The organism is Halomonas sp. LMYGS-3 (assembly GCF_059509875.1).
The window spans coordinates 39,157-60,643 of sequence record NZ_JCAKFQ010000020.1; the positions used below are offsets into that span (position 1 = coordinate 39,157).

At 66.4% G+C, this 21,487-nt stretch carries 19 protein-coding genes; 8 read left to right on the top strand and 11 right to left on the bottom strand.

Features of this window, described 5'->3' with window-relative positions; translation table 11 throughout:
• Positions 1–76 precede the first annotated feature (76 nt).
• The 7 genes from hyi to AC5W54_RS16510 all read right to left on the bottom strand — a co-directional run bounded on the left by hyi (position 77) and on the right by AC5W54_RS16510 (position 8,526).
• Positions 77–856, bottom strand: a complete 780-nt coding sequence (gene hyi / locus AC5W54_RS16480) for a hydroxypyruvate isomerase (RefSeq protein WP_495963183.1) — start codon at positions 854–856, stop codon at positions 77–79.
• Between the two features lie 233 nt (positions 857–1,089).
• Positions 1,090–2,865: a glyoxylate carboligase gene (gene gcl / locus AC5W54_RS16485; protein WP_495963184.1), complete on the bottom strand. Its 1,776-nt coding sequence runs from the start codon at positions 2,863–2,865 to the stop codon at positions 1,090–1,092.
• Between the two features lie 376 nt (positions 2,866–3,241).
• Positions 3,242–4,672, bottom strand: a complete 1,431-nt coding sequence (hydA, locus tag AC5W54_RS16490) for a dihydropyrimidinase (RefSeq protein WP_495963185.1) — start codon at positions 4,670–4,672, stop codon at positions 3,242–3,244.
• A gap of 28 nt (positions 4,673–4,700) precedes the next feature.
• Positions 4,701–6,002, bottom strand: coding sequence for a TRAP transporter large permease (locus AC5W54_RS16495; RefSeq protein WP_495963186.1), 1,302 nt, complete (start codon positions 6,000–6,002; stop codon positions 4,701–4,703).
• The gene (locus tag AC5W54_RS16500) at positions 5,999–6,607 is read right to left on the bottom strand and encodes a TRAP transporter small permease subunit (protein ID WP_495963187.1); all 609 of its coding nucleotides are present in this window, start codon (positions 6,605–6,607) and stop codon (positions 5,999–6,001) included. Before AC5W54_RS16500 ends, AC5W54_RS16495 begins: the two co-directional genes overlap by 4 nt.
• 51 nt (positions 6,608–6,658) lie before the next feature.
• The gene (locus AC5W54_RS16505; RefSeq protein ID WP_495963188.1) at positions 6,659–7,720 is read right to left on the bottom strand and encodes a TRAP transporter substrate-binding protein; all 1,062 of its coding nucleotides are present in this window, start codon (positions 7,718–7,720) and stop codon (positions 6,659–6,661) included.
• A 68-nt stretch (positions 7,721–7,788) separates the two neighbouring features.
• On the bottom strand, positions 7,789–8,526 hold the full coding sequence (locus AC5W54_RS16510; protein ID WP_495963189.1) for a maleate cis-trans isomerase family protein: 738 nt from the start codon (positions 8,524–8,526) through the stop codon (positions 7,789–7,791).
• Positions 8,527–8,793: 267 nt separating this feature from the next.
• Here AC5W54_RS16510 and AC5W54_RS16515 point away from each other — a divergent pair, with 267 nt between their 5' ends.
• The 5 genes from AC5W54_RS16515 (at position 8,794) to AC5W54_RS16535 (ending at position 13,220) form a co-directional block, all read left to right on the top strand.
• Positions 8,794–9,792, top strand: a complete 999-nt coding sequence (locus AC5W54_RS16515) for a TRAP transporter substrate-binding protein (RefSeq protein WP_495963190.1) — start codon at positions 8,794–8,796, stop codon at positions 9,790–9,792.
• Positions 9,789–10,343: a TRAP transporter small permease gene (locus AC5W54_RS16520; RefSeq protein ID WP_495963191.1), complete on the top strand. Its 555-nt coding sequence runs from the start codon at positions 9,789–9,791 to the stop codon at positions 10,341–10,343. The genes AC5W54_RS16515 and AC5W54_RS16520 overlap by 4 nt, the downstream gene beginning before the upstream one ends.
• Positions 10,340–11,623 (top strand): TRAP transporter large permease, encoded by a 1,284-nt coding sequence (locus tag AC5W54_RS16525; protein WP_495963192.1) that lies wholly within the window; start codon positions 10,340–10,342, stop codon positions 11,621–11,623. Before AC5W54_RS16520 ends, AC5W54_RS16525 begins: the two co-directional genes overlap by 4 nt.
• 97 nt (positions 11,624–11,720) lie before the next feature.
• Positions 11,721–12,482 carry an aspartate/glutamate racemase family protein gene (locus AC5W54_RS16530; RefSeq protein ID WP_495963193.1) on the top strand — a complete coding sequence of 254 codons (762 nt, stop codon included), beginning with the start codon at positions 11,721–11,723 and terminating at the stop codon, positions 12,480–12,482.
• A gap of 57 nt (positions 12,483–12,539) precedes the next feature.
• Complete coding sequence (locus AC5W54_RS16535) at positions 12,540–13,220, top strand: GntR family transcriptional regulator (protein WP_495963194.1); 681 nt, start codon at positions 12,540–12,542, stop codon at positions 13,218–13,220.
• A 59-nt stretch (positions 13,221–13,279) separates the two neighbouring features.
• On the opposite strand, the gene AC5W54_RS16540 is transcribed toward AC5W54_RS16535, so the two are convergent.
• From AC5W54_RS16540 to AC5W54_RS16550, 3 genes are all read right to left on the bottom strand, one after another.
• Entirely contained in the window at positions 13,280–13,765 is a 486-nt protein-coding gene (locus AC5W54_RS16540) for an ureidoglycolate lyase (RefSeq protein WP_495963195.1), read from the bottom strand.
• A 282-nt stretch (positions 13,766–14,047) separates the two neighbouring features.
• Entirely contained in the window at positions 14,048–14,872 is an 825-nt protein-coding gene (locus AC5W54_RS16545) for a bifunctional allantoicase/(S)-ureidoglycine aminohydrolase (protein WP_495963196.1), read from the bottom strand.
• Positions 14,873–15,081: 209 nt separating this feature from the next.
• Positions 15,082–15,945 (bottom strand): MurR/RpiR family transcriptional regulator, encoded by an 864-nt coding sequence (locus AC5W54_RS16550; RefSeq protein ID WP_495963197.1) that lies wholly within the window; start codon positions 15,943–15,945, stop codon positions 15,082–15,084.
• A gap of 226 nt (positions 15,946–16,171) precedes the next feature.
• On the opposite strand from AC5W54_RS16550, the gene AC5W54_RS16555 reads away from it, so the two are divergent.
• The gene (locus AC5W54_RS16555; protein WP_495963198.1) at positions 16,172–17,611 is read left to right on the top strand and encodes a YfcC family protein; all 1,440 of its coding nucleotides are present in this window, start codon (positions 16,172–16,174) and stop codon (positions 17,609–17,611) included.
• Positions 17,612–17,708: 97 nt separating this feature from the next.
• On the opposite strand, the gene puuE is transcribed toward AC5W54_RS16555, so the two are convergent.
• Positions 17,709–18,647, bottom strand: coding sequence for an allantoinase PuuE (puuE, locus tag AC5W54_RS16560; protein WP_495963199.1), 939 nt, complete (start codon positions 18,645–18,647; stop codon positions 17,709–17,711).
• Between the two features lie 537 nt (positions 18,648–19,184).
• Here puuE and AC5W54_RS16565 point away from each other — a divergent pair.
• Both AC5W54_RS16565 and AC5W54_RS16570 read left to right on the top strand, forming a co-directional pair.
• Positions 19,185–19,931, top strand: a complete 747-nt coding sequence (locus tag AC5W54_RS16565) for an aspartate/glutamate racemase family protein (protein ID WP_495963200.1) — start codon at positions 19,185–19,187, stop codon at positions 19,929–19,931.
• 132 nt (positions 19,932–20,063) lie between these two features.
• Entirely contained in the window at positions 20,064–21,449 is a 1,386-nt protein-coding gene (locus AC5W54_RS16570) for an NCS1 family transporter (protein ID WP_495963201.1), read from the top strand.
• Positions 21,450–21,487 lie beyond the last annotated feature (38 nt).

A 21,487-nucleotide genomic window follows, 5' to 3' on the forward strand; every position in this document is an offset into this window, starting at 1 on the left:
CAGACCCCATAGGGGCAGGCCTCGGCGCCTTCATTCGACGCACATGCCGCTCGGAATCTGACTCCATGGCGCACTTTCAGCCCCGCGCCGCATCCAGCCAGCCCAGGCCTTCTTCGGTGGTGGTGGCCGGCTTGTACTCGCAGCCGATCCAGCCCCGGTAGCCCAGGCGGTCGAGGTGGGCGAACAGGAAGGGGTAATTGATCTCGCCGGTGCCGGGTTCGTGGCGGCCCGGGTTGTCGGCCAGCTGCACATGGGCGATGCGGTCCAGGTGCCTCTCGAGGGTCGGCGCCAGGTCCCCCTCCATGATCTGCATATGGTAGATGTCGTACTGCAGCTTGAGGTTTCGGCTTCCCACCGCATCGAAGAGCGCCAGCGCCTGCTCGGTGCGGTTGAGGAAGAAACCCGGGATATCGCGGGTATTGATCGGCTCGGCGAGCAGCAGGATGCCGGCGGCCTCGAGCTTGTCGGCGGCGAAGCGCAGGTTCTCCACCAGGGTCTGGCGCGCCTGGTCGTCGCTGACGCCCGCGGGCTGGATCCCGGCCAGGCAGTTGACCTGCGCACAGCCCAACGCGGTGGCGTACTCGATGGCCGTGTCGACGCCCTCGCGGAACTCGCCGACGCGGTCCGGGTGGCAGGCGATGCCGCGCTCGCCGGCGCCCCAGTCGCCCGCCGGCAGGTTGTGCAGCACCTGGGTCAGGCCATGCTCGTCGAGCTTCGCCTTGATCTCGGCCGGGGCATAGTCATAGGGGAAGAGGTACTCCACGCCCTGGAAGCCGGCCTTGGCGGCGGCCTCGAAGCGGTCGAGGAAGTCCACCTCGGTAAACAGCATGCTGAGGTTGGCGGCAAACTTGGGCATAACGTTCTCCTCTGGGTCGTTAGTCTTGTCTGGGGGCTAATCCGGCGACTACCCGGGGCTGATCCGGCGACAGGTCTACGAGGAGGCGCTGTGAATACATCCCTGTACGCTACCGATTCCTTCCCTGGAATCGGACCTCCTCTTCGCCCTGTCCCCGGCGCCCCTATTCGCATCGTGTCGTCTTCCTGGGCTTCGTCCTCTAGTTGGCGAGCGCAGGCACTTTCGGGCAAAGCCTAGGTCAGGGCGGCGATGGAGGTCGGCGCGTCGGCGACATTCTCGGCCAGGGCCTCGAACTCGTTGACGCCGTCCAGGTCGGTGCCCATGGCGATGTTGGTCACCCGCTCGAGGATCACCTCCACCACCACCGGCACCCGGTACTCGGCCATCAGCTTCTTCGCCTCCTCGAAGGCCGAGGCGATCTCCTCGGGCTGGGTGACGCGCAGCGCCTTGCAGCCCAGCCCCTCCACCACGGAGACGTGATCGACGCCGTAGTCGTTGATCTCCGGGCAGTTGACGTTCTCGAAGGAGAGCTGCACCTGGTAGTCCATGTCGAAGCCGCGCTGGGCCTGGCGGATCAGCCCCAGGTAAGAGTTGTTCACCAGCACATGGATATAGGGCAGCTTGAACTGGGCCCCGGCGGCCAGCTCCTCGACCATGAACTGGAAGTCGTAGTCGCCGGAGAGCGCGACGATCTCGGCGTCGGGGTCGGCGCGACGCACGCCCAGGGCCGCCGGAATGGTCCAGCCGAGCGGCCCCGCCTGGCCGCAGTTGATCCAGTGGCGCGGCTGGTAGACGTGCAGGAACTGCGCGCCGGCGATCTGCGACAGGCCGATGGTGGTGACATAGCGGGTGTTCCTGCCGAAGGCCTTGTTCATCTCTTCGTAGACCCGCTGCGGCTTGACCGGCACGTTGTCGAAGTGGGTCTTGCGCAGCAGGGTGCGCTTGCGCTCCTGGCACTCCTCGACCCAGCGGCTGCGGTCCTTCAACCGGCCCGCCGCCTTGAGTTCGCGGGCCACCTCGACGAACAGCTCGAGTGCCGCCTTGGCATCGGAGACGATGCCGTAGTCCGGGCCGAAGATGCGGCCGATCTGGGTCGGCTCGATATCCACATGGACGAACTTGCGGCCAGCGGTATAGGTCTCGACGTTGCCGGTGTGGCGGTTGGCCCAGCGATTGCCGATGCCCATCACGAAGTCCGAGGCGAGCATCGTCGCATTGCCGTAACGGTGAGACGTCTGCAGCCCGACCATGCCGGCCATCAGCGGATGATCGTCGGGAATGGTGCCCCAGCCCATCAGGGTGGGGATCACCGGCACCCCGGTGAGCTCGGCGAACTCCACCAGCAGCTCGCTGGCGTCGGCGTTGATGATGCCGCCGCCGGCCACGATCAACGGCTGCTCCGCCTCGTTGAGCATGGCGATTGCCTTCTCGGCCTGGGCCCGGGTCGCCGCCGGCTTGTAGACGGGCAACGGCTCGTAGGTGTCCGGGTCGAACTCGATCTCGCTCATCTGCACGTCGATGGGCAGGTCGATCAGCACCGGGCCGGGGCGCGAGGAGCGCATCAGATGGAAGGCCTGCTGGAAGGCGCGCGGCACCTGGGCCGGCTCCAGCACGGTGACCGCCCACTTGGTGACGGGACCGGCGATCTCCTGGATGTTGACCGCCTGGAAGTCCTCCTTGTGCAACTTGGCGCGGGGCGCCTGGCCGGTGATGCAGAGGATCGGGATGGAGTCGGCGGTGGCCGAATAGAGGCCGGTGATCATGTCGGTGCCGGCGGGGCCGGAGGTGCCGATGCACACCCCGATGTTGCCGGCCCGGGTCCGGGTGTAGCCCTCGGCCATGTGCGAGGCACCCTCCACGTGACGGGCCAGGACATGATCGATGCCACCGATCTTGCGCAGGGCGGCGTAGAAGGGGTTGATAGCGGCGCCGGGTACCCCGAAGGCGACATCGACGCCTTCCTTGCGGAGCACGTGAACGGCGGCTTCTGCGGCGGTCATTCGAGCCATGACGGTTCCTCCCGTGAGTGGCCTTGTTCTTGTGGAGAGTTGTTTTTGGAAAATATTTCTGTACACGAGACTAGGAGCCCCCGCAGAGGGCGTCAATATTTTTTGGAAAATATTTTCATAATAAACTTATAGCGAAGAAAAACCCAAGTGATGTCAGTCACCTGGGTTCGTTAGCCTGCGAAAATTCTGACCGATCGGTCAGGCCATGCAATCTCAGCCGCCACCATGCTGGCGGAATGCTCAGTTCTGGCCCGGTGTCACCTCGCCATCGAGGCTCAGGCGATAGGCGGCCTCCTTCATCCGGGAGAGGTCGTCGACGGATAGGCCGCCAGCAGCCGCTCGGCGGCGGTATCGCTCAGCGTCTCCATGTTCATGCTCAGAACCCCTTGGCGGCGCCACGGGGGCGGGCCGGCTGTGGCTTGTCGCACTTCAGGAACCGGCCATGGCCCGGCGCGACGGTGGGCTCGCCGTCCCGGGAGACCACGGCGCCCCGGCACAGGGTCAGCACCGGGCGACCGGTGAGCTCGAGGCCCTCGTAAGGGGTGTAGTCCACCGCATGGTGCAGGCGCTCGTTGCGCACCGTCAGGGCCGCGCGGGGATCCCAGAGGGTCAAGTCGGCGTCGCTGCCGATGGCGATGGTGCCCTTGCGCGGGTAGAGGCCATAGATCTTGGCCGGGTTGGTGGCGGTCAGGGCCACGAAGCGGGTGGCGTCGATGCGTTCCTTGAGCACCCCCTCGGAGAAGAGGATCGGCAGCCGCGTCTCGAGCCCCGGGATGCCGTTGGGGATATGGTGGAAGTCGGCGTCCTCGCCGTGCAGCTTCTTGCCCTGGGGGTCGTCGTAGCGGAAGGGGGCGTGATCCGAGGAGAAGACCTGGAAGACGCCATTCTCCAGGGCCTGCCACACCGCCTCCTGGGCCCTGGGGTCCCGGGGTGGCGGGCTGCACACGCACTTGGCGCCCTCGAAGCCCTCCTGGTCCAGGTCGGCGGCGGTGAGCATCAGGTACTGGGGGCAGGTCTCGCCATAGACCCGCAGGCCGCGGCCCTGGGCCCAGCGGATCTGCTCGATGGCCTCGGGGCCGGAGACATGCACGATCAGGACCGGCACATCGATCAGCTCGGCGAGCGAGATGGCGCGGTGGGTGGCCTCCCGCTCGGCGATCGCCGAGTGAGCCTCGCCATGGTAGCGCGGGGCGGTCTTGCCCTGGGACTCGAGCAGCTCGGTGAGGTAGGCGATGCAGTCGGCGTTCTCGGCGTGGATCATCACCATGCCCCCCTCGCGGCGGGCCATGGCCAGCACCTCCAGCACCTCCCGGTCATTGAGCTTGAGGTCGTCGTAGGTGAGGTAGATCTTGAAGGAGCTGTAGCCCTCCTGGATCAGCGCCGGCAGCTCCTCGGTGAGCACCGTCTCGGTGGGGTCGGTGACGATCATGTGGAAGGCGTAGTCGATGGACGCCTTGCCCTCGCTGCGGCGGTGGTAGTCCTCCACCGCGGCGCGCAGGCCCTGGCCCTTCTGCTGGGCGGCGAAGGGAATCACCGTGGTGGTGCCGCCGCAGGCCGCCGAGCGGGTGCCGGTCTCGAAGTCATCGGCCATCACCGCGCCGTCGCCGAGCGGCTGGTCCAGGTGGCAGTGGGCATCGATGCCGCCGGGCATCACCCACAGGCCCTCGGCGTCGATCACCTCTTCGGCGCCCGAGAGGCCCTGGCCGAGGGCGACGATGCGCCCGTCCTGGATGCCGATATCGGCGTGATAGCGGTCGGCGGCGGTGATGATCAGGCCGTTGGTGATCAGGGTATCGAAGTGACTCATGGAATAGTCCTTGCAGGTTCAAGGGCGTTCAGCCCATGGCATTGGGCAGCCACATCACCAGGCCGGGCCAGGCGATGATGGCGAAGACGAAGGCCAGCATGATGGCGAAGAAGGGCAGGCTGCCGAGCATCACGTCGGAGATGGAGCCGCGCCCGCGCACCCCCTGCACCACATAGAGGTTCATGCCGATGGGCGGGGTGATCAGCGAGATTTCCATCATCACCACCAGGAAGATGCCGAACCACACCGGGTCGAAGCCGAAGCTCACCACCATGGGCACCACGATGGGCACGGTGGCGATCATCATCGACAGGGTCTCCAGGAAGCAGCCCAGCACCAGGTAGAAGAGCACCAGCGCCAGGATCAGCCCCAGGGGCGTCAGGCCCAGCTCCATGACCCACTGGGTCAGGGCCGCAGGCACGCCGAGGATGCCCACCACATAGTTCATGAAGAAGGCGGCGATGATGATCAGCAGGATCATCGCCGTGGTGCGGGCCATGGAGAGGAAGCACTCGTGCAGCATGGTGAGGCTCAGCTTGCGGTTGAGGGCCGCCAGCCCCAGCGCCGCCACCACCCCCAGGGCCGCCGCCTCGGTGGGGGTGGCCCAACCGGAGTAGATGCTGCCGATGACGATGGCGAAGACCCCTGCCGGCGGCAGCAGGTCGACCAGGGAGGCGAGACGCTTTGGCAGCGGCACCGGCGGCTCGCCCTGCCCCGCCACTCCGGGGCGCAGCAGGCTGTAGGCCATGATCGCCAGCATGAACCCGCCGGCCAGCATCAGCCCCGGCAGGATGCCGGCGATGAACAGCTTGCCGATGGAGGTATTGGTGATGGCGCCGTAGATGATCATGTTGATGCTGGGCGGGATCAGGATGCCGAGCGTCGCCCCGGCGGCCAGGGTGCCCAGCGCCAGGCGTTCGCTGTAGCCCCGCTCGTTGAGGGCCGGCAGCGCCACCGTGCCGACGGTGGCGGCGGTGGCCACCGAGGAGCCGGACATGGCGGCGAACACCGTGGAGGCGCCGATATTGGTGTGCAGCAGACTGCCCGGCAGGCGGTTGAGCCACACCGACAGGGCGCTGTACATGCGCTCGGTCACCCCGCTGCGCAGCAGCAGCTCCCCCAGCAGGATAAACAGCGGGATCGCCGTCAGCAGGAAGCTGTTGAGGGTGCTCCACAGCTTGTCACCGAAGGAGAAGAGCACCGGGGTACCGAGAAACATCAGGGTGCCGAGGGCAGCCACGCCGAAGATGGCCACCGCCACATGGATGCCGATGGCCATCAGCCCCAGCATCAACAGGAAACCGAGCAGGACGTCGCTGGGACCGATCATAGGGGCTGCTCCTCGGGTGAGCGGCTGGGGGCGGCGGCATACTCCTGGCGGGCCTCGTCGAGCTCGTCCTCGGTGGTGCGCGGGCCGAACTCGGCATTGACGGCCTCGCCGCGGCCGGCCAGGGTCAGCCACAGGGCGCGCCCCGCGAGGCACAGCGCCAGCAGGGCGAAGAGCCCGAGGCCGGCGACCCACAGCGCCTGGGGGATCCACAGCGGGGTCTGCAGGGGAGTGCTGGCGCGGCTGCCGAACTCCAGGGTCTCGCCCAGGGTCGACAGGCCGCGCCAGGCCATGAAGCCGGCCAGGGCCGCCAGGGCCAGCATGGCGGCGAGGTTCAGGGGCGTGCGCAGCGGCGCCGGCAGCCGCTCCAGCAGCACGTCGACCCGGGTATGGGCCCGCTGCAGCAGGGCGTAGGCGAAGCTGAAGGCGACGCCGATGGCCAGCACATAGCCGCCGATCTCGTCGACGCCCTGGAGCGAGAAGCTGAAGAACTTGCGAGCGATCACCTCGAAGGTGATCAGCGCCGACAGGCCGAGGGCGGCGTAGCCGGCGATCAGGGCGCCGGCGGTCACGAGCCTGTCGATGCCAGCCGTGATGCGTCGTTGCATGGCGTGGCCTCCTCTGGTGGGCGGGGGCCGAGGCCCCCGCCGCTGGTCGACTTACCGGGACTCGATGGTGTAGCCGGCGCTGGCGCCGACGGTCTGGTTCCAGGCCTCGCCGCAGTCGGCGTACTGCTGCTCGCAGCTCTCGGCCCAGACCGGCAGCACAGCACTATCGGTCACTTCGCGGATCAGGGCCCCGGAATCGCCATTCAGCTCGACCAGGGTCATGTCGTAGGCGGTATGCCGCTCACACTGGGGCTGACCGGTGTTGCAGGCGATGGCATCGTCGTTGACCTCGTAGGCCACCCGCCACATCTGCTCCTCCATCTCGGCGAAGGCCGCGGTCAGCTCCTGTTGCTGGGCTTCGTCGAGGCGATTCCAGGTGTCCAGGTTCATGAAGTGTCCCTGGACCGAATAGGAGAGCGGCAGCGGCATGAAGTGGCTGGTCACCTCCGGCCACTTGCCGTTGTTGCCGGCGGTCGGGGCGGTCACGGCGCAGTCGGCCACGCCCCGCTGCAGGGCCATGTAGACCTCGCTGAACTGCAGGGTCACCGGGGTGGCGCCCAGGCCCTCCACCAGCCGCGACATGGAGGGGGTGAAGACCCGCACCCGCTTGCCGGCCAGGTCGTCGACGCCGCCGATCTCGGCATTGCAGTAGAGCATCTGGGGGCCGAAGGGCCAGAGGGTCATCAGCTTGGCGTTGAAGCGCTCCTGGAGGCGCGCATCGAAGCGCTCGCGGATGGCATCCACGGCGGCCCGCTGCTCGTCCAGGTTCTGGGAGACCCCGGCCAGGTCGATGCCCTCGAAGAAGGGATCGTCCCGGGAGGCCATGCCGATCTGCACCGACATCACGTCGAAGGTGCCGGAGCGCACCCGGCGCAGGGCATCCGCCGCATCCACGCCGATGCTGTCCATGGTGTTGTAGGTGACCCGCATGTCCTCCCGGGCATCGAGGGCCTCGAAGAAGGGGCGTTCCACCTCCTCCACATGGATGCGGTTGCCGGAGTAGTTGCCCACCACCCGCAGGTTGATCTCGGCGGCCTGCACCGCGCTGCCGATGCCGATACCGCCCACCAGCAGGGAGAGCAGGGCCGCCTGTCGCGTCATCTTGTTGGTCATTGTCGCTACCTCGTTGTCAATCGCTTTGTTGTTGTGAATCAACGGCTCGAGAAAGGGCCGGGGGTGTCTCAGTCGCGCAGACGCGGATCCTGGAAGAGACCGCCCCAGCCGTGGATGGCGGCGGGGTCCTGTCCCGCCAGTTGCAGGCACTTCCACACCGTGACGCTGACCGAGTCGTAGATGGGAATGCCCAGCTCCTGCTCCAGCGCCGACACGATGCCGGCGCCACGCAGATTGGTGCAGAGGATGGTGATCGCCTGAGGGCGGTGCCTGGCGACGTCGCGCACCAGCCCCGCCAGGGTCTGCTCGTCGTATTCCGAGAAGGAGAAGTTGCCGCGGTCATCGAGGTGGCGCTCCGCCACCACCTCGATACCCTCGGCGGCGTAGTTGGCGACGATGGCCGCCTGGATGTCATCGAGATAGGGCGTCACCAGCCCCAGCCGGGTCACCCCGGTGCGCGCCAGGACCTCGTTGAGCGCCAGCACGCTGCTGGTCGCCGGCACCCCGGTCGTCTCGGTGATGGCGGCGCACAGCCGACGGTCGGTCTCGAAGCCGAGCCAGCTCGCCGAGGTGCCGTTCCAGGCGATCACGTCCATGCGGGCGTCGTGGAGCAGGCGCGCCGCCTCCAGCTGAGGCGTCGGATCGAACTGCGCCAGGGCCCGATCGCTGAGGGAGATCTCCTTGACGGTAAAGCGCTGGAAGTGGGCCGTGACCCGGGGAAAGAACCCGTGCAGCAGAGCCGCGGTATAGGGCTCGAGCACGGTATTGGAAGAGGGCGTCAGCATGCCCAGCAGGGTGCGATTCATGGCTGGCTCCGAGGCTGTTGTTGATATTCTGTATACTGTATTTCGCCTCAAGGCAGGATCGCACAGCGCCGAGATTTTGCAAGCCACACGCGTCACTTGGCCATGAAATCAACCAAAAATAATGTTCATATCATTGTTTTTAAACAAAAACATAAAATACAGTATTCTATGTTTTGTATTTTACAAAGACTTGCACTAAGGTTCAGACAGTCGCCCACGTCGAGACTGGGGCGCTCACCGACCGCTCGTGGAAAAGAGGACACCCGCATGACAACAACAAACCGCCGTGCTTGCCGTTCCGCCGCCCTGCTGCTGGCCCTGGGCCTCGGCACGCCCCTGCTGGCCAGCGCCGAGACCCTGCGCTTCAGCGGCAACTTCCCCGATGATCACTCCAGCAGCCGCGCCATGGAGATCTTCCAGGAGGCGCTGGCCGAGCACACCGATGGTGACCTGACCGCCCAGCTGTTCCCCAACATGCAGCTGGGCGGCGCCAGCGAGAACGTCGATCAGGTCTCGACCGGTTCCATCGCCGGCACCTGGGTCGGCATCGCCTACCTGTCGCGGACCGTCCCCGAGCTGGAGGCGCTGAGCCTGCCCTTCGCCTTCGCCAACCGCGAGGACGCCTTCAGCCTGATCGATGGCGACTTCGGCGCGCTGCTCGACGAGAAGCTGGCCGAGAAGGGCTTCGTGGCCCTGGGCTATATGGAGCTGGGTTTCCGCCATGTGACCAACAGTCAGCGACCGATCGAGACCATCGAGGACCTCCAGGGCCTGAAGGTCCGCCTGCAGCCCAACCAGACCCACCTGGACACTTTTCGCGCCATCGGCGCCAGCCCGGTCTCCATGGATATCAATGAGGTCTATGGTGCCCTCCAGCAGGGAGTGCTGGATGGTCAGGAGAACCCCTACAGCATCATCAGCACCCGGCGCCTGGATGAGGTACAGCAGCACCTCTCCGACACCGGGCACTTCTACGACTTCATCGTGGTGGCGGCCAACCGCGATGCCTTCAATCGCCTGAGCGATGACGAGCAGCAGGCGGTGCGCGAGGCCATGGCCGAGGCGGTGGCCTGGCAGCGGCAGACCGCCGCCGAGGAGGACGAGGCCGCCCGCCAGGCACTGATCGAGCGTGGCATGCAGTTCACCCCGATCAGCGACGAGACCCGCGCCGCCCTGCGCGAGGCCAGCCAGGACGTGGTGGACGACCTGCGCGACAAGATCGGCGCCGAGATCGTCGATCGGGTGCTCGAGGAGCTGGCGTCATGACACCCGCCTGGCACCGGCTGGAGGCACATGCCTCCAGCCCGGGCAAGCGCCACTTCCTGCATGGCCTGGCGCTGCTCGACCGCACCTCCTACTACGCCATCCTGGTGGCCATGGGCGTGATGACCACCCTGGTCTCGGCCCAGGTATTCGCCCGCTACGTGCTGGGCACCTCCATCGACTCCGCCGACGAACTCTCCCGGCTGTTCTTCGTCTGGGCGATCTTCCTGGCCATTCCCCACGGCATCAAGGTGGGCATCCATGTGGGCATCGACGCCCTGGTGACCCACTTCCCCGAGGGGCTGCAGCGGCACCTGGCGCGGCTGATGGCCTGGATCGGCGCCGCCATGATGGCCGCGCTGTTCTGGATCAGCCTGGGGGCGGTGGCCGACAAGTGGCAGGAACTGATGCCCACCCTGCCGATCACCGCCGCCGTCTTCTATATCGCCGTGCTGGCCTGTGCCGGCCATAGCTGCCTGCACCTGATCGCCCAGGCACTGGGCCTGGAGCCGCTGCCCAGCGCGCCCGACCGCCGCGGAGGAACCCCCTCATGACTCCGGCCATCATCTTCACCTTCCTGGGCTTCGCCCTGCTGCGCATGCCCCTGGCCTTCGCCCTGGGCCTGGCCTCCCTGGTCGGCCTCCATGTGGGCGGCATGGACTTCTCGGTGCTGCCCCAGCGCATGATGCACTCGGTCAACAGCTTCCCGCTGATGGCCATCCCGCTGTTCATGCTGGCCGGCGAACTGATGGTCGCCGCCGGCATCCTGCAGCGCCTGGTGGACTTCGCCAACTCGCTGATCGGCCGCGTGCATGGCGGCCTGGCCCATGTGGCCATCGTCGCCGGCATGGTGCTGGCGGCGGTCAGCGGCGCCGCCGTGGCCAGCGCCAGCGCCCTGGGCAGCTCATTGGTGCCCTCCATGCGCCAGCAGTACGGCACCGGCTACAGCAGCGCCGTGGTGGCCTCCGCCGCCAACCTGGGCGCCATCATCCCGCCCAGCAACGCCATGATCGTCTACGCGCTGATGGCGGGATCCAGCGTCTCGGTGGGTGGGCTGTTCATGGCGGGGGTGATCCCCGGGATCATTCTCGCCCTGGGCTTCATGGGGCTGGCCAGCTTTATCGCCATGCGCCGCCACTACCCGCTGGGCGCCGAGGGGGTGATCGGCCTCAAGCATGTGCTGGTGCAGACCTGGCGCGCCCTGCCGATCCTGCTGATGCCCATCGTGGTGGTGGGCGGCATCGTCGCCGGCGCCTTCACCCCCACCGAGGGGGCCGCCATCGCCGTGGTCTATGCGCTGCTGATCGGCTTCTTCGTGACTCGCAAGCTGCGCCTGGCCGACCTGCCCAAGGCGATGTTCAATGCCGCCGTCACCGCGGCCATGGTCGGCGCCCTGATCGCCTTCGCCTCCACCATGACCTTCGCCTTCACCATCGACCTGATCCCCATGCAGCTGACCCAGTGGCTGCAGGACTTCACCCAGGACCCGCTGGTGTTCCTGCTGCTGGTGATGGCGCTGCTGATCGCGGTGGGCATGTTCATCGAGTCGAATGCCGCCTACATCATGCTGGTGCCGCTGCTGGCGCCCATCGCCCTGGCCTATGGCATCGACCCGCTGCTGTTCGGCTTCCTGTTCGTGATGAACCTGGTGGTGGGGATGATGACGCCGCCGGTGGGGGTGCTGCTGTTCGTGATGTGCGGCATCTCCAAGATCAGCCTCAACGAGCTGATGAAGAGCGCCTGGCCGTTCATCGCCTTCCAGTACGCGGTGTTGATCGCCTGCATCGCCTTCCCCGGCATCGTCACCTGGCTGCCCCGGGCCCTGGGCTACTGATTGCCTCTTCCTCCGGCCCCACTCGGACGGGTGCCGGAGGCTCTTTCTTCCCTCGCCGCGGGTCCGCCCACGGCGAGAAATAACAAGCGAGCACGCCATGAAACTACTGGTCATCAACCCCAATATCTCCCCCGACGTCACCGCCCTGATCGAGCGCGAGGCGCGGCGCAGCACCCGCCCCGGCACCGAGCTGAGCATGGCCACCGCGCCCTTCGGCGTGGCCTATATCGAGACCCGCGCCGAGGCCCAGATCGGCGGCTATGCCGCCATGCAGGTCGCCGCCGAACGCTACGCCGACCACGACGCCGTGGTGGTGGCGGCCTTCGGCGACCCGGGGCTGACCGCCCTGCGCGAGATCCTGCCGATCCCGGTGGTGGGCATGACCGAGGCGGCCCTGGTCAGCGCCTGCCAGCAGGGCAGCCGCTTCTCGGTGATCGCCATCTCCCAGCGCATCCAGGCCTGGTATCGGGAGACCATTGCCGGCTACGGCTTCGCCGATCGCCTGGCCAGCATCCGCGCCCTGGACGAGCCCCTGGCGCATATCGGCCGGGTCCAGGAGGACCAGGGCGAGCGCCTGGTGGCACTGGCCGAGCGGGCGGTGGCCGACGACGGCGCCGACGTGCTGATCCTCGCCGGGGCGCCCCTGGCCGGCCTGGCCCGTGACGTGGCCGCACGCCTGCCGGTGCCGGCGCTCGACGGCGTCACCTGTGCCCTGCATCAGGCCCAGGCCCTGGTCGACCTGGGGGCGACGGCACCCTCTGCGGGCAGCTTCGCCGCCCCGCCCAGCAAGTCCTGCCGGGGCCTGCCCGAGCCGCTGGCACGGCTGGTAGGTCGCCAGGACCTGGTGAATCGCACCTGACTGGACTTCCCTCGTGCCAGCGGGACAATGGAACCATCCGGCCAAGAGGAGATGCCCATGAGTACGGATTCCCCTGCGGGCGTTGCTCGCATCAGTACGCCGACCCTGGCGGAAGAAGCCTATCAAGCCCTGCATCGGCTCATCGTGCGCGGCCAGCTACCCCCTGGGGAACTCCTTCAGGAACCCACCCTGTGCGCTCAGTTGGGCATCTCCCGCACCCCGCTGCGGGAGGCCCTGAAGCGCCTGGCCGGCGAGGGGCTGGTGGTCATGCCGCGCAATCGCCGGGCCCGGGTGGCCCCCATCGACGCCCAGGAGCTGGAACACCTCTTCGAGGTGGAGGCCGGCCTGGAGAGCCTGGCTGCCGGCCTGGCGGCGGCGCGCATGACCAACACCGAACTCAAGCGCCTGGAGACGTTGCAGGAGCGCCTCGAACGCCTGCTGACCAAGGGCGATCGTAACGCCTATTTCGAGCTCAACCAGCGCATCCATGGATTGATCGTGGCCGGTGCCAAGAATCCCGTGCTGGAGGAGACCCACCGCAGCCTGCTGGGCCGACTGGAGCGCGCCCGCTACCTGGCCCTCGACCGTCTGGGCCGTTGGCAGGAGTCCACCAGCGAACACCGTGAGATCCTCGACGCCCTCAAGGCCCGAGACAGCGATCGAGCCCAGCGCCTGCTGGCCGATCATGTCCAGCACACCGGCGAGGCCATCGCCGCCCTCAATCGTCCCGGGTCCTGAGACGAAAGCGGCGAGCCCGCCACTGGGAGGGCCCGCCGTCGACAGCTTGGCGCAAGCGCCTACAGGGTCACCCGTACCGCCAGCGGATGCTCGTCACAGTTGTGTCCCTCGCCGCCACGATCGACCACCAGGAACTCCCCTTCGCGCTCCAGCACCGACTGGATGGCGTGCCAGGTGCCGGCGCGATAGTTGACCCCCTGGCGGCCATCGGTGACGAAGGCGCGCACCTCGGCGGGGTCGATGGTCTCGCCCCGCGGCGCCACCACGATCACGAAGCGCTCCTCGTGGAGCGGCATGAAGGCCTGGCTGCCCAACGGATGGCGCTCGAGGAAATCGAGCTCCAACGGGACCGACACGGGCTGGCTGACGAAGATGCTGATCAGCGCCCGCGCCTCCTCGCCCAGGGTCTCGACCTTCGCCAGGTCGTGGTAGCGCCGGGTGCGTCCGGCGTTGATGTGAAAGTAATCCGCCGTGCGGGTATCGATGACATCGCCGAACGGCGCGAAGGCCTCCGGCGTCAGCGGCTCGGCTTTCAGTTCCAGCATGTTAGCCCCTCAACAGGTTTTCTCGGCAGTTAGCCTGGATCACCGGGGCTGTTCCGGCGGCAGACCTGCGAGGAGGCGCTGTGAACCCTTCCCTGGGCGCTACATTTGCCATCCATGGCAAATGACCTCCTCTTCGGTCTGCCCCCGGCGCCCCTAACGCCCTGAAAAACTCGGCGAGCGACGGTCAGGCAAGGCGAAAATCGGCGAAAAAGCGGAGTTTACTGTTGTAAATGAGCATTTTAAGACGATTTTCAACGCCGCATGACCGAGCGCAGCCAGTTTTCACAGCCGCAGCGCCGCATGGCGGTTGACGTCCTTGTACAGCAGGTACCGGAACGGCCCCGGGCCGCCGGCGTAGCAGGCCTGGGGGCAGAAGGCGCGCAGCCACATGAAGTCGCCCGCCTCGACCTCCACCCAGTCCTGGTTGAGGTGGTAGACCGCCTTGCCCTCGAGCACATAGAGGCCATGCTCCATGACGTGGGTCTCGTCGAAGGGGATCACCGCCCCCGGCTGGAAGGTGACGATGTTGACGTGCATGTCGTGGCGCACGTCCTCGGGGTCGACGAAGCGGGTGGTCGCCCAGCGGCCCTCGGTGCCGGGCATGGGGTTGGGCTCGAGGTCGTTCTCGTTGGTGACGAAGGCCTGGGGCACCTCGATGCCGTCCACCGCCTCGTAGGCCTTGCGCACCCAGTGAAAGCGCACCGGGGCGTCCGCCTCGTTGCGCACCCGCCAGTCGCTCCCCGGCGGAAGGAAGGCATAGCCCCCCGGCATCATGCGATGGCGCTCGCCGCCGAGGGTCAGGGTCATCTCGCCCTCGACCACGAACAGCACCCCCTCGGCGGCGGGGTCGAGCTCGGGCCGGTCGCTGCCGCCCCCCGGGGAGACCTCCATGATGTACTGGGAGAAGGTCTCGGCGAAGCCGGAGAGCGGGCGTGCCAGCACCCATAGCCGGGTCTTGTCCCAGAACGGCAGGTTGCTGGTGACGATATCGCCGAACACCCCCTTGGGAATGACGGCGTAGGCCTCGGTGAACACCGCCCGGTCGGAGAGCAGCTGGGTCTGGGGCGGGTGGCCCCCGGCTGGCGCGTAGTAGTTTCTTGTCGTCATGATGTCATCCTTCATATACACCTCGGGCCTTACGTCAGGCCCAAAAACCGTATCCACCTGACTTGTGAAACTATCGTGTCAGGAGTACGGTGTCTAGCAACTTTCGTTTCATTCATGAGCAAGGATCGAGCCCAGCCATGAATCCTCGAGACATACCCGGGGCAGTGACGTGGTCCGGAGCCAACACCGTTAGAAGCGGGAACGTCCCGTCAGGACGACAGTTCGTCGAGCCGGTGGTAGAGCTCGCTCACCGCATCGATACGGGCACGCCCCTCGGCGAGCCGGTGATGCAGGACCCCGTTGGCCAGCAGGCTGATCAGGCTCATGGCACTGGCATAACTGTCGAAGGCAGAGACACTGTCGATCGGACATTCCATCCACCAGTCCACCTGCTCGGCGTAACCACCGGCCGTGGCATCGGCGATCAGCAGCACACGGCACGGCATCGGCGCCAGTTCTTGCACCAGGGCGTCGAATACCCTGGGGCGGCGGCGAAAACCGAACAGTACGACCAGGTCTTCCTCGCCCAGCCCGACCAGCTCCTCGGCCAGCGACTGGTTGGGCTCGGGGGCCAGGCTGACCCCGTCACGCGCCTGGATCAGCTGCTGGCGAAAGTGCACCGCCAGCGGATAGCCGTTGCGAAAGCCGACCAGCACCACCCGGCGCGCCCCGTCCAGCCTCTCCACCACGGCCTCGAAGGTCCGCGGCTCGATACCCTCCAGGGCGGTCTGCAGGTTCTGCCGCTCGCGTTCGTGGTGACGCTTGAAGCGCTCCCCGTTTCCCGCCACGGCTCCGGGCTCGGTCACCAGGGGCATGCCCTGGCTGCGCAACTCGCGGGCATGGTGCTTCACGGCCTGGAAGTTCTCGAAGCCGAGACGCTTGAACAGTCGGCTGACCGTGGACTTGGAAACCCCCGTCAAGCGGGAGAGGTCCGCGGCACTGTAGACCGCCAGATCGTCGAAGTGATCCAGGATGAAGGTCGCCACCCGCTGCTCCTGGGCGGTCAGATCGGCATACTGCGCCGAGATTCGCTGGCCGATATGCGGCCTCATGCCGGTCTGTTGCGTCCGCAAGAACAACTCTCCCACTGTCCAGGGCGCAGACGGAACATCGCCCCGTCAGGCGCCACTCGTCTCACCGGGCCCATCGCCGACCCCCATTCACGAAATGCCCATCGGCGAGGCCCACTCCAGGCAACTTCCCCCCGGTCTCGATCCTTCCTGCGGCGCCAACCGCGACCGGGGCGCTTCGGCGCCGCTCCACTATAGCGACACCCCCAACAACAACGCGAGGCACACCATGTCCCAATCCTCCGACACCACCCAGGCCACCAGCGCCAAGCGGCGCCACTGGCAGATCCCGCATATCTACGTGATCCTGTTCGTCTTCATCGCCATCGCGGCGGTGGCGACCTACTTCGTCCCGGCCGGCGAGTTCGAGCGGATCCCCGGCCCCGACGGCCGAACCACCATCGATGCCGAGTCCTTCCAGTACGTGGCCTCGAACCCCACCGGCGTCGTCGACTTCATGCTGGCGATCCCCAATGGCCTGATGAGCGCCGGCGAGGTGGTGTTCTTCACCTTCATGATCGGTGGCATGTTCATGGTGCTGAGGCGCACCGGCATCATCGAGATCGGCGTCGACAAGCTGAGCCGACGCTTCGCCGATCGCAGCCTGCTGATGATCCCGGTGCTGATGACGGTGTTCGCCGTGGTGGCCACCATCATCGGCACCCAGGAGCTGGCGCTGGTCTACGTGCCGGTGATCCTGCCACTGATGATCGCCCTGCGCTTCGACTCGGTGACCGCCGCCGCCGTGGCGCTGTGCGCCACCACCGCAGGCTTCACCACCGGCATCCTCAACCCGATCAACACCGGCCTGGGACAGAAGCTGTCCGACCTGCCGCTCTACTCCGGCTTCGGCCTGCGCGCCACCGCCTTCGTCGTCGTACTCGGCGCCGGCATCTACTTCGTGATGCGCTATGCCCGTCGGGTCCAGTCCAGCCCCGAGCTGAGCCTGATGGCCGGTGATGACACCGAGGCCGAGAAACGCTCGCTCTATCAGCATGCCACCGACGAAGGGGCCCTCCTCGCCAACGGCCGCCAGAAGCTGGCCGCGCTCGCCACCTTCGCCTTCTTCGGCATCCTGGTCTACGGCGTGCTGCGCCAGGGCTGGTTCATGATGGAGATGGCCGGCCTGTTCATCGTCATGGGCATCGTCGTCGGCCTGATCGCCGGCCTGACCACCGAGAGCATCTGCGAGGCCTTCAACAAGGGCTTCCGCGACGTGCTGGTCGGCGCCATGATCGCCGGCGTGGCCCGCGGCGTGGCCGTGGTGCTGGAGGATGGCCAGATCATGGATACCCTGGTCTACGGCCTGGGCAACCTGGTCGGCGAACTGCCTACCCTGCTCTCGGCCATCGGCATGTACTTCGCCCAGTTGGCCTTCAACTTCGTGGTGCCCTCCGGCAGCGGCCAGGCCCTGGTGACCATGCCGATCATGGCGCCACTCTCCGACATCATCGGCGTGACCCGTCAGACCGCGGTGCTCGCCTACCAGCTCGGCGACGGCATCGGCAACATTCTCTTCCCGACGTCCGGCTACTTCATGGCCACCCTGGCCATCGCCGGCGTGCCCTGGCAGAAGTGGGTGAAGTTCTTCTTCCCGCTGTTCTGCGTCTGGGTGCTGATCGCCGTGGGCTTCCTCGCCTTCGCCCAGGCCACCCAGTGGGTCGGCTAACGAACTGAAGCGCGGCCACCAGGCCCACCACCAGGCCCCGCCCGGCATCACCGGGCGGGGCCTGCTCGTCTTCCTCGGCGTCAGCATTCCCTGAGCCTCAGCGTGCCGGCGCCGGATGGTGCTCGGCCCAGTGCCGGGCGATGTCCACGCGGCGGGTCACCCAGACCCGGTCGTGGGCCTCGATATGGTCGAGGAAGCGCTGCAGGGCACGGAAGCGCCCCGGGCGGCCGAGCAGGCGACAGTGCATGCCCACCGACAGCATCTTGGGCGCCTCCTCGCCTTCGGCGTAGAGCACATCGAAGGCGTCGCGCAGGTAGGTGAAGAAATGATCCGCGGTGTTGAAGCCCTGAGGAGCGGCGAAGCGCATGTCGTTGCTGTCCAGGGTGTAGGGCACGATCAGGTGGTCGTGTTCGACGCCCTGGCTGTCGGTCTCGCGGGTCCAGAACGGCAGGTCGTCGCCGTAGTAGTCGCTGTCGTAGAGAAAACCGCCCTCGTCCAGCACCAGGCGGCGGGTGTTGGGGCTGTCGCGACCGGTGTACCAGCCCAGCGGCTTCTCGCCGTAGAGGCGCTGGAAGATCGCCATGGCCTGCTTCAAGTGCTCGCGCTCGACGCTCTCCGGCACCTCCTGGTAATGGATCCAGCGGTAGCCGTGGCAGGCGACCTCGTGACCCAGCTCCTGGAAGGCGTGGGCCACCTCGGGATGACGCTCCAGCGCCATGGCCACCCCGAACACGGTGAGCGGCAGGCCACGCCGCTCGAATTCCCGCAGGATGCGCCACACCCCGGCCCGCGAGCCGTACTCATAGATCGACTCCATGCTCAGGTGACGATCGGGAAACGATGGCGCGCCGATGATTTCGGAGAGGAACTGCTCGGAACCGGCGTCACCGTGCAGCACGCAGTTCTCGCCCCCCTCCTCGTAGTTGAGCACGAACTGGACGGCGATCTTCGCCCGGCCCGGCCAGTTGGCGTGGGGCGGCGTGCGCCCATAGCCAATCAGGTCACGGGGATAGTCAGAAGAAGAAAGCTGGGTCATGGCGAAATTTCCTGATTGTTATGGGCACTCGACATGAGCGATCGGTGCAACACCACGGAGATGGCCGCCTGGCGCATCACCCACTTGTCGGCACAGTCGTTCCCGGAGTACAGCCACCCGCTGCACTAGTGCACCACGGCAGCGGGCCAGCGATTTATGTATACAAGAAAAAGATAGGGTGTGTTCAATGTGACTGCAACCCCATTTCTGACTTTTCCTGCCATCGAAGCCCGGGATGCCGCTCCAGGGATGCTACAAGCCCGCCAGGAGATCCCTTGGAGAGAGGCGACCAAAAAGTGTATACAATAATGGCATGCAATTGTCACCAACGTGAGAGCCAGATCAGGCTAGCGACCATCGTCTAGTAGCCAGACCTGGCTAATAATATCTCGAAATACATCCCAACCTTCTGTTTCCAAACAGATATTTTCTCTCCTGGCCTGTTTCGCGCCATGACTTGCGGATGGAACAAAAGCCATCTATTTTGTGTACAAAGACATTTCACGTTGTTCACAAGACATCCAGAGAGCCTGCGCCATGCATATCCGCATCATCAACCCCAACACCACCGCCGGCATGACGGCGACCATCGGCGAGGCCGCCCGGCGCATCGCCGCGCCGGGTACCCATATCTCGGCGACCCAGCCCGACGCCGGGCCGGTCTCCATCGAGAGCCACTTCGACGAGGCGATCAGCGCCGTGGGCGTACTCGAGGAGGTGCTGGCCGGTGAGCGCGAGGGCGCCGATGCCTATGTGATCGCCTGCTTCGGCGATCCGGGGCTGATGGCGGCCCGTGAGCTGACCCGGGCACCGGTGATCGGCATCGCCGAGGCCGCCTTCCACATGGCCAGCCTGATCAGCACCCGCTTCTCCATCGTCACCACCCTGGGGCGCACCGGCATCATCGCCGAGCACCTGCTCGAGCAGTACGGCTTCCGTCAGCACTGTCGCCGGATACGCGCCGCGGAGATTCCGGTGCTGGACCTGGAAGAGAACGGCGATGCCGCCCTCGGCCGCATCATCGACGAATGTCGACTGGCCCGTGACGAGGACGGTATCGGCGCCATCGTGCTGGGCTGTGGCGGCATGGCCGACCTCACCGACGAGATCGCCCGGGAAGTGGGCCTGCCCGTCGTCGAAGGCGTCACCGCCGCGGTGAAACTGACCGAGGCGCTGCTGGGACTGGGGCTGGGCACCAGCAAGCATGGCGACCTGGCCTTCCCGCGACCCAAGGCCTTCACCGGCCGATTCGAACACCTGTCGGGGCTGACGCCGCAACGCTGACCGAGCAACGCACCACCACACACCAACAACGACAAGCCGCAACCCCAGAGCACGCCGCAAGCATCCCCACCCGGGCCATCGCCCGCCGGGGCATAACCACAACATCGAGCATTGACTTGCGAGGACAACACCATGAGCCACCCCAACCCGCAACCCACGACGGCCGATACCGAGTTCCCGGTCTCCGGCCAGGCCGTCAGCCATGACGGCACCAAGGCCCCCGGGGACGAGTCACTCGCTCCCCAGCAGACCCGCATCATGGGGCGCACCTCCTACTTCCTGGCCTGGTTCGGCGGCTGCGTGTCGATCGGCACCTTCGCCATGGGCTCCAGCGTGGTGGGCACCCTGAACTTGATCCAGGCCACCCTGGCCATCGCCATCGGCTGCTTCGTGATCGGCATCGCACTCGCCATCAACGGCGCCGCCGGTTACAAGTACGGCATCCCCTTCATGGTCCAGGCGCGCAGCGCCTTCGGCTTCGCCGGCACCCGTATCCCGGGGCTGGTGCGCGCCGTGCCGGCCATCGTCTGGTACGGCTTTCAGAGCTGGATCGGGGCCGGTGCCCTGAACATGGTCTCGGCGACCCTGTTCGGCTTCGACAACCTGATCTTCTACTTCATCACCTTCCAGTTCCTGCAGATCGGCCTGTCGGTAATGGGCTTCCAGGGCATCAAGTGGCTGGAGAATATCGGCAGCGCCTTCATCCTCGCCTCGCTGACCTACATGTTCTACGCCACGGTGCAGCGCTACGGCGACGAGCTCTCGGCCAACCTGCTGACCATGGAAGGTTCCTGGGGCCTGCCGTTCTGGGGCGCCACCATGCTCTTCTTGGGCATCTACAGCACCATGATGCTCAACGTCAGCGACTATTCCCGCGAGCACAAGAAGGGTACCGGCCCGGGCATCCTGACCACCATCTATGCCATGTCGATCCTGCCCTGCACGCTGTTCATGGGCCTCATCGGCTTCATGGTCTCCGAGGCCACCGGCACCGCCGACCCGATCCAGGTGTTCGCCAACGCCGTGGACAACACCCCGCTGCTGATGACCACCCTGCTGTTCATTGCCTTCGCCCAGGTCACCACCAACGTGCTCAACAACGTGGTGCCGCCGACCTACGTGCTGATGGACGTGTTCAAGATGAAGTTCCCGGTGGCGACGGTGATCGTCGGCCTGCTGGCCTTTGCCACCTTCCCCTGGAAGCTGGTGCAGCCGGAATCTGCCGCCGGGTTGCAGCTCTTCGTGCAGACCTACTCGGCGTTCCTGGGGCCGATCTTCGCCGTTCTGGTGGTCGACTACTACATCATTCGTCGCCGTACCCTGGATCTCGGCAAGCTGTATGACGAGGCCGGCCCCTACCGGGGCGTCAACTACGCCGCGCTGATCGCCACCGCCGTGGGCATCGCCGCCGCCCTGAGCTTCTCCGCGGTGTCCTGGTATGCCAGCCTGATTCCCGCCGGTGTCACCTACTACCTGCTGATGAAACACTGGGCACCCTGCCAGCGCTTCCGCCAGTAAACGGCCAGATGCTTCGCGCCCCGTCCGGCAGTGCCGGG